We start from the raw sequence: 12,532 nt of genomic DNA on the forward strand, positions 1-12,532 counted from the left end.
TAGGGTTCTTCGTCTAACCTAAGACAAAACCATTGGAGGAATAGAATGGCTGAAAAGAAGAAAACGGTAGAACAAGAAGACAAGGCTTTGGCAGCGCAAAAGCATGTCGACGAATTGGTGCAAAAAGGTCTGGTTGCACTCGAGGAAATGAGAAAGCTGAATCAGGAACAGGTGGACTACATCGTAGCCAAGGCCTCTGTAGCAGCTTTGGATTCCCATGGTGAGTTGGCTCTGCATGCTTATGAAGAAACGGGTCGCGGAGTTTTTGAAGATAAGGCGACTAAAAACTTATTTGCCTGTGAGCACGTTGTGAATAATATGCGCCACACGAAAACTGTCGGTGTTATTCAGGAAGATGATGTGACTGGTTTGACCTTGATTGCGGAGCCAGTGGGTGTTGTCTGCGGAATTACTCCAACAACTAACCCAACTTCAACAGCTATTTTTAAGGCTTTGATTTCCTTAAAAACACGTAATCCGATTATCTTTGCTTTCCACCCATCTGCTCAAGAATCATCTGCTCATGCAGCACAAATCGTTCGTGATGCTGCGGTTGCAGCAGGTGCGCCTGAAAACTGTGTGCAGTGGATTACAGCGCCATCTATGGAAGCAACTTCTGCGCTTATGAACCACGAAGGGATTGCGACTATCCTTGCGACAGGTGGTAATGCAATGGTGAAGGCAGCTTACTCATGTGGTAAGCCAGCTCTGGGGGTTGGTGCCGGAAACGTACCAGCTTATGTGGAAAAATCCGCTAATATCCGTCAAGCAGCGCATGATATCGTTATGTCTAAGTCCTTTGATAATGGTATGGTCTGCGCCTCTGAGCAAGCTGTTATCATTGACAAGGAAGTTTATGATGAATTTGTAGAAGAGTTCAAATCTTATCATACTTACTTTGTAAATAAGAAAGAAAAAGCTCTGTTGGAAGAATTCTGCTTCGGCGCTAAAGCAAACAGCAAGAACTGTGCTGGTGCTAAGCTAAATCCGGATATCGTTGGTAAGCCAGCTACTTGGATTGCAGAGCAAGCAGGTTTCAGCGTGCCAGAAGATACGAATATCTTGGCTGCAGAGTGTAAAGAAGTTGGTGAAAAAGAGCCATTGACACGTGAAAAATTGTCACCTGTCATTGCTGTGCTCAAGTCTGAATCCCGTGAAGACGGTGTTGAAAAGGCCCGTCAAATGGTGGAATTCCATGGTCTTGGTCACTCAGCTGCTATCCATACAGCGGACGAAGAATTGACTAAGGAATTTGGTAAGGCTGTTCGTGCTATCCGTGTTATTTGCAACTCACCTTCTACTTTCGGCGGTATCGGGGATGTTTATAATGCCTTCCTGCCATCACTGACTCTTGGCTGCGGATCTTATGGTCGCAACTCAGTTGGTGATAACGTTAGTGCTGTGAATCTCTTGAACATCAAAAAAGTAGGAAGACGTAGAAATAATATGCAATGGATGAAACTCCCTTCAAAAACTTACTTCGAGCGTGACTCTATCCAATACTTGCAAAAATGTCGTGATGTGGAACGTGTCATGATCGTAACAGACCATGCTATGGTAGAGCTTGGTTTCCTAGATCGTATCATCGAACAACTCGATCTTCGTCGTAATAAGGTTGTTTACCAAATCTTTGCAGACGTAGAGCCAGATCCAGATATCACAACAGTTGAACGTGGTACAGAGATTATGCGTACCTTCAAACCTGATACAATTATCGCACTTGGTGGTGGTTCACCAATGGACGCAGCTAAAGTCATGTGGCTCTTCTATGAGCAACCAGAAGTGGACTTCCGTGACCTTGTGCAAAAATTCATGGATATCCGTAAACGTGCCTTCAAATTCCCATTGCTTGGTAAGAAGACTAAGTTTATCGCAATCCCTACAACATCTGGTACAGGTTCAGAAGTGACACCATTTGCCGTTATCTCTGACAAGGCTAATAACCGTAAGTACCCAATCGCTGATTACTCTCTGACTCCAACTGTGGCTATCGTAGACCCAGCTCTGGTACTGACTGTTCCAGGATTTGTCGCAGCAGACACTGGTATGGACGTGCTGACGCACGCAACAGAAGCTTATGTATCTCAGATGGCCAGTGACTTTACGGATGGTTTGGCTCTCCAAGCTATCAAACTAGTCTTTGAAAATCTGGAAAGCTCTGTTAAGAATGCTGACTTCCACTCTCGCGAAAAGATGCACAATGCCTCTACTATCGCTGGTATGGCCTTTGCCAATGCCTTCCTGGGAATTTCCCACTCTATGGCCCATAAGATTGGTGCTCAGTTCCATACGATCCACGGTCGTACCAATGCGATCTTGCTGCCATATGTAATCCGCTACAACGGTACACGTCCAGCTAAGACAGCGACATGGCCTAAGTACAACTACTACCGTGCGGATGAGAAATACCAAGACATTGCTCGCATGCTTGGCTTGCCAGCTTCTACTCCAGAAGAAGGTGTGGAATCTTACGCAAAAGCTGTTTATGAACTGGGAGAACGTGTCGGTATCGAAATGAACTTCAAGGCTCAAGGTATTGACGAAAAAGAATGGAAAGAACATTCACGCGAATTGGCCTTCCTTGCTTATGAAGATCAATGCTCTCCAGCCAACCCACGCCTTCCAATGGTTGACCACATGCAGGAAATCATCGAAGACGCATACTATGGCTACAAGGAACGCCCAGGACGCCGCAAATAAGCGAGCAGCTTCCTCAATAAAAAATAAGACAGTCTGTCGGTCATCCCCTACCCTTTGGTGGGGGATTTTTCTATGTGTCTTAGCGAGGCAAGACCATTGGTCGAAGCCAAGCTTAGAGACATTGATGCTGAGGAGCGGAGCGACGTGAGCGCTATGTGTCTTAACGAAACGTGTCCGTAGGACAAAGTTGAGTTATAGAGCAGTAGATGCAGTTTTGCCCTTTAGGACAAAAGCTGTATACCTTGAAGAAACATTTAGCAAGGCAAGACCATTGGTCGAAGCCAAGCTTAGAGACATGGATGCTGAGGAGCGTAGCGACGTGAGCTCTAGGTCTCTTAACGAAAGGAGCTTGCTGGGGTAAAAAGACGTAAACCTTCTGATTACTTGTGATTAAGTGAGCTTTTGTGCTAAGATAAGAGGACAATGAAAAAAGGAGAGTAATGTGATTTTTTTATCTTTATGGGCTGGGCTGTTGAGTGGTCTTTGCTGGTTATTGGGGGATATTCTGCTGGTTGGCTTTGAGGTAGATAAGGAAAGTTATGCCTACTTTACGGAGCAGAGTCGGATTGGCAATAAGAATCTGGCTATGCTGATGCTGTCTGGTTCTGTCAATCGGCTGCGTCTGGGTGCTCTGGTGGCTAACTTCTCAATTCCTCTTATGTTAGTCTCGCTTTATGCTCTCTTTGGTTTGACAAATAAGGGCTTGTGGGCCTACCTGTCAATAGCCTTGTTAGGAATTGGATTTGCCCTATCGCCAGTGGCACATGTGGCTTTTTACTACGTTGGGATCATCAGCAAAAAGGCTTATAAACGAAGCAACGGACAGGTCTGCTCAGACGAAGACAGCGAGCTTATCAATGAAGCAGTGCTCTTTCTAGATATAACCTGGCGGACAGCTATCGCTCTGACAGGTCTAGGTTGGCTCATTTACTCACTGCTAATAGTTGCCGGTCAGACAATATTGCCTGCTTATCTGGGGCTGCTGACCCCTTTACCGCTCAGTCTGTTAACTATCTTACTAGTAGAAAAGCTGAGAATCGGACGTCCCTACCTTAACGGAGCTGGCCTAAATATAGGATTTAGTTTGTTCTATTTACTGCTCCTGCTTCATATAGGTTCTTAGGCAGTGAATCGGTTAAATTTCAGAAAAAACAGAAAATCTATATGTTAACCTATTGAAAAATTTCTATTTCTGTGGTATGATGAAAGAGGTTTCAAGAATCGTTGGGAGGATAAGACATGAAAAACCCTACTTTACTTAAAGAATGTTTACATTATCGCGGAAGAGATGAAATGCCCGACGATTTTGATACCTTTTGGAATAAACAAGTGGCGGAGGCTTGCTAATTGGCACTCTGCTGATTTAAATTTCAAATATGGGCTTTCAAATAAGCTGGTTGAGCATAGTGTTTGTTAACTTTTATTCCTTTAAGACTGAAGTCTACAAAACTGCTTCCCCCTGGGACTAGGCATTTGCCTAGTTCTTTTTAGTTGTAGAAAAATGTTGGAACAGCCACGAAAAAAATAAATACTTTAGCTATATTCGTCTGTATAAGTTTCAAACTGAGATAAAAAGTAATACTTAAAAAGAAAGTACTTTCTAAAAGTAAAACCATATTGAAACTAATTGCAATAAATGTTAAGATAATAAATGTAAAGGCTTACAATAAATGAGTAAGGAGGATAGGAATCAAATGGAAGAGTTGAGACATAAGTTAATTGTGTCGTGTCAGGCTCTACCAAACGAACCATTACATAGCGACTTTATCATGGCTCGTATGGCAGTGGCGGCCAAAGAAGGAGGTGCTAGCGGAATTCGGGCTAACTCGGTTATAGACATCAAGGCTATTAAAGAAGCGGTGGATTTGCCAGTAATTGGGATTATCAAGAGAGATTATCCAGATGCCCAAGCTTTTATTACACCAACTATAGCGGAAGTGGATGAGCTGATGGAAGCCCATCCGGAGATTATCGCTTTAGATGCGACAAATTCCAGCAGACCTCAAGGAGAGAGTTTAAAAGCATTTTTCCAGAAAGTGAAAGAAAAATATCCTCAGCAGCTTTTGATGGCTGATTGTTCAACTCTTGACGAGATGCTGGAAGCTGATCGAATGGGATTTGATTTTATCGGAACAACCTTGGTGGGCTATACTAGTCAGAGCGAAGGAGATAAGATTGAAGCCAATGACTTTGAAATCATCCAAAAAGCTTTAGCTGAGATTCAGCACCCTCTGATTGCTGAGGGGAATATTGATAGTCCTGAAAAGGTGAAAAGAGTTCTAGAGCTGGGAGCCTTTAGTGTGGTAGTAGGATCTGCCATTACACGGCCGCAGCTGATTACAAGGAAGTTTGCAGACGCAACAAAAGAATAGAAAAGAGGAAGAATATGTCAAAATTAGAAAAATATGAAGGTGTCATTCCGGCTTTTTATGCTTGTTATGATGAAGCAGGAGAAGTAAGCTCAGAACGTGTTCGTGCTTTGACTCAGTACTTTATTGATAAGGGAGTTAAGGGTGTCTATGTTAATGGTTCTTCTGGTGAGTGTATTTACCTCAGTGTAGCAGACCGGAAATTAATTTTGGAAAATGTCATGGAAGTGGCTAAGGGCAAACTGACAGTTATCGCTCATGTGGCTTGCAACAACACTAAGGACAGTGTGGAACTGGCTAAGCATGCTGAAAGTTTGGGTGTTGATGCTATCGCTGCTATTCCTCCTATTTACTTCCGTTTGCCGGACTATTCTATCGCTAAGTACTGGAACGATATGAGTGCAGCGGCTCCGAATACTGACTTTGTCATCTACAATATTCCGCAGCTGTCTGGAACGACTCTGACACCAGCACTCTATGCAGAAATGCGTAAAAATCCACGAGTTATTGGGGTTAAAAACTCTTCTATGCCGACTCAAGATATTCAAATCTTTGTCGCAGAAGGTGGGGAAGATCATATTGTCTTTAATGGTCCAGATGAACAGTTTATCAGCGGTCGAGTTATTGGTGCTAAGGCCGGAATTGGCGGAACCTATGCTGTGATGCCAGATCTCTTCCTCAAGCTCAACCAGCTCATCATTGACAAAGATCTGGATCGTGCTAAAGAACTGCAGCATGCGATTAATAGTGTGATTTACAAGATGGTCAGCGGTCGCGCAAATCTCTATGCTGTTATGAAAGAAATTCTTCGTCTCAATGAGGACTTAGATATTGGCTCTGTTCGAGCACCGTTAGAGCCTCTATCTGAGGGAGACTATGCGATTGCCAAAGAAGCAGCTGCTATGATTAAGCAGGTAAGAGAAGACTTCTTGTAATACAAAGAGTGTAACACCAGAGTTTAGGGCAGGCTAAACCTGCCCGTCCTAGGCTTTGACGATGAATAATAATGGAGAAATTCTATGGGAAATGTTGGTTTTACCACAATCGATATGATTATTCTGATTGTGTATTTACTAGTTGTTCTGGTAGCAGGTTTGCTCTTCTCGAAAAAGGAGATGCAGGGTAAAGAGTTCTTTAAAGGTGATGGAACGGTGCCTTGGTATGTAACATCTGTTTCCATTTTTGCTACATTGCTAAGTCCGATTTCCTTTATGACACTGGCGGGGAACTCTTATGCAGGGACTTGGCTTCTCTGGTTTGCCCAGTTGGGTATGATTTTTGCCATTCCAGTGGCTATTCGTTTCTTCTTGCCGATTTATGCACGTCTAGATATTGATACAGCCTATGACTACCTGCAAAAACGTTTTGGCTCTAAGGCCTTGCGAGCTTTGTCAGCTGTCTTCTTCATCATCTATCAAATCGGCCGCATGTCCATCATTATGTATCTACCTTCAGTGGCCCTGGCTACTTTGACGAAGATTGATGTCAATATCCTGATTATCGCGATGGGTGCGATTGCCATTGTTTACTCCTATACCGGTGGAGTCAAGTCAGTTCTGTGGACAGACTTTATCCAAGGTTCAGTACTCTTGATTGGTACAGTTGTAGGGCTTTTCTTCCTGATTGCTAATCTCAAGGGTGGCTTTGGCGATATTGCTAGTGAGCTGGCCAGTGGTAAATTTATCTCAGGGAAAGAAACTATTTTCAATCCTAACTTGCTGAAAGATTCTATTTTCCTAATTATCTTGGGATCTGGTATCAATACCCTGTCCTCTTATGTATCTTCGCAAGATATCGTTCAGCGCTTTACGACAACTCAGAATGTGAAGAAACTCAATAAAATGATGTTTACGAATGGAGTTTTGTCAATCTTTATCGCTTCTGTCTTTTATCTGATTGGTACAGGTTTATACGTCTATTATCAAGTACAGCATCCAGGCAGTGAGGGCAGCTCTATTCCTCAAGACCAGATCTTCACTTACTTTATCGCCTATGGTCTTCCAGTTGGAGTGACCGGTGTTCTGATTGCGGCAATTTATGCAGCAGCTCAGTCTACTATTTCTACAGGTCTTAATTCTGTAGCGACTTCTTGGACTTTGGATATTCAAGATGTTGTATCTAGCAATCTGGACGACAAGAAACGGACTAAAATCGCCCAATATGTTTCTCTAGGTGTAGGAGTCTTCTCCACAGTAGTTTCAATCGTGATGGCTCATACAGGTATTACATCGGCTTATGTTTGGTTTAATGGCTTTATGGGCTTGGTACTAGGTGTCTTGGGAGGAATCTTTATTCTGGGAATCTTCACCAAGCGTGCCAACCTCAAGGGAGCTTATGCAGCTATGATTGCTTCTAGTATTGTCCTGCTAGTCATCAAGTACGCTCTGCCAGCAGAAGCCGTTAGTATCTGGGCTTATTCCTTGATTTCAATTGTTGTTTCCTTGATTGTAGGCTATGTTGTTTCCGTCTTAACTGGCGGCAAGGCTGCGCCAGAGAATACAACAGTTTACGATATTGCAAGTATTCATGCAGATAAATCCTGGGAGGTACGGCACTAATGGAACTAGTTCAATATAAAGGAGCAGCTGTTGAGAGAGACATTCAGCAACCTGCCTTAAAAAAAGTCTTAGAATTTTTAAGGACACATGATGTCAGCCAAGATGAAAAGGGCAATCACCCTGTGTCTGATGATTTCTTTTACAATGTCATTGAAATGACGACCACGACCGATGAGGATCGGGTCTGGGAAAGTCATAGGGAATTTTACGATGTGCATCTGATTTTTGAAGGAAGGGAGCGCATCCACTATAACTTTTTGTCCAATATGGAAGAAGGGGATTATGATGCGGAAGGAGACTGGCAGCAGATGTCCGGCCAAGCTTTGTTTGACCTGATATTCACTCCTGGCAGCCTGCTCTTGCTGGATCCTAATGACGCCCATAAGACTGGACTGATAGCTGAAGAAGCCGGCCCCATCCGTAAGGTTGTCTTTAAAGTAAAAATTGTATAAAAGGCTGCGGGCGGGATGAGAAAGACGGATTGTTCTTAACATGCTGCCCCAGCTTTTTTAGTCAGTTTTGAACTTTATTTTCTGCTGGAGAATTCTAGCAAGGAAGGGTTGGAATTACTTTTGAGAAAGTGGTAGAATAAAGAAAATAGTTGCAGGAGGAAAATGTCTGATGGTTTCTTTGGAAAAAAACATTTTGCCAGTGATTGAGTCTGTATATGGTAGTCTGACACACCTGGAAAAGAAGATTGCAGATTATTTTCTGTCTGATGAGGCACTGACAGCTGATCTATCGGCTCAGGCGGTGTCTCAGAAGCTCTATGTCTCTGTGCCTTCTCTGACTCGCTTCGCCAAAAAATGTGGCTTTTCAGGCTACCGGCAGTTTATCTTTGAATTTCAGGAATCCAGCTCAGAAAGTAAAAATGTCAGTAGGGATTTGACGAGAAATGTCTTGTCTGATTATGGCGAATTGCTCAATAAGACTTTTTCCTTGATTGACGAAGAACAGTTCCTGCGCGTGGGGGATATGCTCAACAATGCTGGTCGAGTCTATATCTACGGGCAGGGGAGTTCAGGCTTAGTGGCTCGGGAAATGGAGTTTCGCTTCATGCGGTTGGGAATGGTTTGTAAGGCCATTACGGACGACCATATGATTCGGGTGAATAGAGTCATGCTGGATCCGGACTGTCTGGTTATTGGCATTTCCATATCTGGCGAGACTAAAATTATCACGCAGGCTATTCAGAATGCCAAAAAAGTCGGAGCCAAGACTGTGCTGGTAACTTCCAATAACAGCGACGACTTGAGGCAGCAGTGTGATGAACTGGTCCTAGTAGCTGTCAAGAAGCACTTGGCACAGGGCAATAATATCTCTCCTCAGTTTCCGGTTTTAGTTGTGATGGACATTTTCTATGCCTATTATATAGATTTAGACCGAGATTATCGCAGCCAAATCTTTACAAATACACTTTCAGCTTTAGAAGAAAATCAAGAAGAGAAGGAGCATGAATCGTGAATATTGTAGGAATAGATATCGGTGGGACAACGATTAAAGCAGATCTCTATCGGTCTGATGGACGTAGTCTAAATGAGTTTCGAGAAGTTACTACTGAGATCGATTTTGAAAAGAAAACGAATCAGATTTTAGAGCAGGTTTGCCAGCTAATAGCATTTTATAAGGAGAAGTTTGAGCTAGATGGAGTAGCGATTTCATCTGCTGGTGTAGTTGACAGCCAGGCTGGGAAAATCAGTTACGCAGGCTATACCATTCCAGGTTATATTGGGACAGATTTCCGTAGTCGGGTTTTAAAAGAATTTGGTTTGCCGATTGCGATTGAAAATGATGTTAATTGTGCTGCTCTGGGTGAGGCTTGGCTAGGTGCTGCCAAAGGTCATGCTTCTGCGGTTATGATTACTGTCGGTACAGGCATTGGCGGTGGCATTATCTATGATGGAAAAATTGTCAATGGATCCACCTATACCGCTGGTGAGGTAGGCTATCTGCCCATGGAAGATGGACAGGACTGGCAATCCCAGGCCTCAACAACTGCCTTGTTAGCATTATACAGCCAAAAGACAGGTGAACAAGGCCATACTGGGCGTAGTTTTTTTGCGGCAGTAGACCAAGGAGATAAGCTGGCGCAGGAAACACTTGATATTTTCTTAGGTCGCCTAGCTAAAGGTCTCTTAACGCTATCCTATATTCTAAATCCAGAGGTGTTGATTGTCGGCGGCGGCATATTAGCTCGTTCTGAGCTTATTCTGCCACGTCTTGAAAGTCTGATGAAGCAGCAAGTAGTAGATCCGCGCTTTTTGCCTAGAGAGTTGGTGGCAGCAGCCCTAGGGAATGAAGCCGGACGATTAGGCGCTGTTCAACATTTTCTGAATCAGGAGAAAAAATCTGTTTGAAAAAGATGTTTTCAGAAAGAATATGATATAATTTATGCAAGTACGAAGCTGTATTCTTGAAGATAACTTGCCAGATGGTTGGACAGTCAGTTAGGAATGCAGATTTTAAAATCCGTTTTCGAAGGTTTTTGAAAACGAGGGGGTGAATAGATGGCCAATGAAACACTTGAAAAAATGCAGGAAATTGAAACTGCTGCAGAAGAAGTTTTGATGGGCTACAGGACGCAGGCTCAGGAGCTACGACAGCGCGTAGATGAAGATCTCAGGCAGCTAGGTCTGACTTATGACGATGAAACGCAGAAGCTGGCAGAGGAATTAACCGCGACTTCCCAGCAAAAGTTGGTGCTCCTGCAGCAAGACTTGGAGCAGACAACTCAGCAGAATGAGGATAAGGTTGAGGCTGCGCTGACAGACAAAAAAGCAGACTTGGCGCGAGCCATTGTAGAGAAGGTGGTAGAAGCCTATGGCCATTAGTCAAATGCGGCAGTTGTCTCTGCTTCTGCCCAAGGAACTGCTGGATCAGCTTCTCTTTTACCTACAGGGTTTAGAGTCGGTTCAGATTCATGACTTGCGGCAGGAAGAGGACTGGCAGGCAGCCTTTGAGCAGGCTTTAGTCGGCCAGCCGGATCAGCAGTTATCTCAGCAGGATTTGCTCAGTCGTCAGGAAAAGCTCGAGAGACTGATTGCAGAGCTGGAGCCTTTTATGTCCAAAAAGAAACTGCTGGAAGCCTTAAAAGAAGAACCTTTGGAGTTGTCCTTTGCTGCTTTAGAGCAGGCAGGGAAGGCCCGAGATGAGGTGGCGCTGTTAGAAGGAATCAGCAAACAGCTCAAGGTCTTGCAAGAGGCCAAGGGTCAGATAGAAGCTGACCGCTTGGAAGTGGCTGCGCTGGAGAAGTGGGAGCCACTGGAGCTAACACCGCAAGCAGCTGCGACTTTCAGTCATCTGGGAGCTTTGATTGGGACGATTCCCAATACAGACGACGATGCTCTGCGCCTGACTCTGGGATCACATCCCGACCTGAAGTTTCAGGAAGTCTTTACCGATGATACGGAGCATGGGGTTCTTGTCTTTTATAAGACAGGCTCTCTGGAAGAAGTTCGCAAAATCTTGAAAGAGTATGGCTTTAAGCCTTTTGAGTATGACCACGCGGAACTGCCTGTTGAGCGGGTAGCCCAGCTCAAGGCCAATATTCGACAACAGGAGGCGGTGGCAGATGCTATGACTAAGAGTCTGGCAGCTTCTAAGAACGAGTTGGATCAGCTCAAGGTTCAGCTGGACTATCTCTGCAATCTCTCCTCTCGTCAAGAAAGTAAGAATCAGTTAGCCAGCACGCAAAATCTAGCAGCCTTGGAAGGCTGGATCGAAAGTAATCAAGTTCAAGCTCTTGAGGCTTGCTTGACAGAGCAGTTTGGCCAGAGCATTCTCATCCAGACCAGAGAAATCCGAGAGGACGAGGAAGATAAGGTTCCGACCAAGCTTAAAAACAATGCCTTGGTGGAGCCCTTCGAGCTAGTGACGGAGATGTATTCCCTACCTAAGTATGGTGATAAGGATCCAACCCCCGTCGTTTCTCTATTTTATTTTGTATTCTTTGGCATGATGGTTGCCGACATTGGCTACGGCCTTTTGCTCTTTGTGGGCACCAGCCTGGCGCTGCACTTCTTGCATGTCAAGCCGGGATTGGCTAAGAATCTGCGATTCTTCCGCCTGCTGGGTGTGGCAGTCATCATCTGGGGACTGGTTTATGGCTCTTTCTTTGGATTTGAACTGCCCTTTGCTCTGATTAGCACCAGCTCAGACGCCATGACGATTCTGGTTATTTCTGTTGTCTTTGGCTTTGTTACAGTGCTGGCGGGCCTTTTCCTCAGCGGTCTGAAAAATATCCGCCTCAAGGATTATGCAGAAGCTTATAATGCGGGCTTTGCTTGGGTGCTGATTTTGCTGGGGCTGCTACTCTTGGCCCTGGGAAATTTCTTCCCATCCTTGGCCTTTGCTGCAACGATTGGTCAGTGGCTGGCCATCATCAATGCTCTGGGCATACTGGCAGTATCCATTGTCAGTGCTAAAAGCTTGGCAGGATTGGGGTCAGGTCTCTTTAATCTTTACAATGTCAGCGGCTATGTAGGAGACCTTGTCAGCTTTACGCGGCTGATGGCTCTGGGGCTTTCGGGAGCCAGCATTGGCTCGGCTTTTAACTTGATTGTCAGCCTCTTTCCACCTGTCGCTCGCTTTAGCATTGGCATTCTGCTCTTTATTGCCCTGCATTTGGTCAATATGTTTCTATCTTTTCTGTCCGGTTATGTACACGGAGCGCGTTTGATTTTTGTGGAATTCTTCGGGAAATTCTACGACGGTGGCGGCAAGCCTTTCACTCCGCTCAAGCCTAGTGAGAAATACGTTCAGCAAAGCAAGAAATAAAGATTAGGAACTATGGTAAGAGATGAGAAGCTCATCTTTAGAAATACACTTTCTACAACATCAAAACAAGCAATATTCATTCAACTAGCTGTTGGTTTTACGACAATTACAGCATTTTCATAGGAGTAA

At 44.4% G+C, this 12,532-nt stretch carries 12 protein-coding genes; all 12 read left to right on the plus strand.

Features of this window, described 5'->3' with window-relative positions; genetic code table 11:
- The first annotated feature begins 45 nt into the window (after positions 1 to 45).
- The 12 genes from adhE (at position 46) to J1C86_RS00500 (ending at position 12,403) form a co-directional block, all read left to right on the plus strand.
- The gene (gene adhE / locus J1C86_RS00445; protein WP_125409102.1) at positions 46 to 2,700 is read left to right on the plus strand and encodes a bifunctional acetaldehyde-CoA/alcohol dehydrogenase; all 2,655 of its coding nucleotides are present in this window, start codon (positions 46 to 48) and stop codon (positions 2,698 to 2,700) included.
- Between the two features lie 187 nt (positions 2,701 to 2,887).
- The gene (locus J1C86_RS00450) at positions 2,888 to 3,061 is read left to right on the plus strand and encodes a shikimate dehydrogenase (protein WP_125409100.1); all 174 of its coding nucleotides are present in this window, start codon (positions 2,888 to 2,890) and stop codon (positions 3,059 to 3,061) included.
- A gap of 81 nt (positions 3,062 to 3,142) precedes the next feature.
- A complete protein-coding gene (locus tag J1C86_RS00455) occupies positions 3,143 to 3,823 on the plus strand; it encodes a DUF6796 family protein (RefSeq protein WP_002901985.1) in 681 nt (226 codons plus the stop codon).
- 116 nt (positions 3,824 to 3,939) lie between these two features.
- Positions 3,940 to 4,047: an acetylxylan esterase gene (locus J1C86_RS00460; RefSeq protein WP_023916874.1), complete on the plus strand. Its 108-nt coding sequence runs from the start codon at positions 3,940 to 3,942 to the stop codon at positions 4,045 to 4,047.
- A gap of 323 nt (positions 4,048 to 4,370) precedes the next feature.
- Entirely contained in the window at positions 4,371 to 5,072 is a 702-nt protein-coding gene (locus J1C86_RS00465) for an N-acetylmannosamine-6-phosphate 2-epimerase (protein WP_125409098.1), read from the plus strand.
- A gap of 14 nt (positions 5,073 to 5,086) precedes the next feature.
- The gene (locus tag J1C86_RS00470; RefSeq protein ID WP_002901989.1) at positions 5,087 to 6,004 is read left to right on the plus strand and encodes a dihydrodipicolinate synthase family protein; all 918 of its coding nucleotides are present in this window, start codon (positions 5,087 to 5,089) and stop codon (positions 6,002 to 6,004) included.
- Between the two features lie 84 nt (positions 6,005 to 6,088).
- On the plus strand, positions 6,089 to 7,627 hold the full coding sequence (locus tag J1C86_RS00475) for a sodium:solute symporter (RefSeq protein ID WP_002901990.1): 1,539 nt from the start codon (positions 6,089 to 6,091) through the stop codon (positions 7,625 to 7,627).
- Positions 7,627 to 8,079, plus strand: a complete 453-nt coding sequence (locus J1C86_RS00480) for a YhcH/YjgK/YiaL family protein (protein ID WP_002901992.1) — start codon at positions 7,627 to 7,629, stop codon at positions 8,077 to 8,079. Before J1C86_RS00475 ends, J1C86_RS00480 begins: the two co-directional genes overlap by 1 nt.
- A 169-nt stretch (positions 8,080 to 8,248) precedes the next feature.
- Positions 8,249 to 9,091 (plus strand): MurR/RpiR family transcriptional regulator, encoded by an 843-nt coding sequence (locus J1C86_RS00485; RefSeq protein WP_002901994.1) that lies wholly within the window; start codon positions 8,249 to 8,251, stop codon positions 9,089 to 9,091.
- Positions 9,088 to 9,984 (plus strand): ROK family protein, encoded by an 897-nt coding sequence (locus J1C86_RS00490; protein ID WP_002901996.1) that lies wholly within the window; start codon positions 9,088 to 9,090, stop codon positions 9,982 to 9,984. Before J1C86_RS00485 ends, J1C86_RS00490 begins: the two co-directional genes overlap by 4 nt.
- A 150-nt stretch (positions 9,985 to 10,134) precedes the next feature.
- Positions 10,135 to 10,458, plus strand: a complete 324-nt coding sequence (locus J1C86_RS00495) for a hypothetical protein (protein ID WP_125409096.1) — start codon at positions 10,135 to 10,137, stop codon at positions 10,456 to 10,458.
- Positions 10,448 to 12,403, plus strand: a complete 1,956-nt coding sequence (locus tag J1C86_RS00500; protein ID WP_002914212.1) for a V-type ATP synthase subunit I — start codon at positions 10,448 to 10,450, stop codon at positions 12,401 to 12,403. The genes J1C86_RS00495 and J1C86_RS00500 overlap by 11 nt, the downstream gene beginning before the upstream one ends.
- Positions 12,404 to 12,532 lie beyond the last annotated feature (129 nt).

Origin of the sequence: Streptococcus sanguinis (genome assembly GCF_050220005.1) — a bacterium.
Taxonomy (GTDB): domain Bacteria; phylum Bacillota; class Bacilli; order Lactobacillales; family Streptococcaceae; genus Streptococcus; species Streptococcus sanguinis_Z.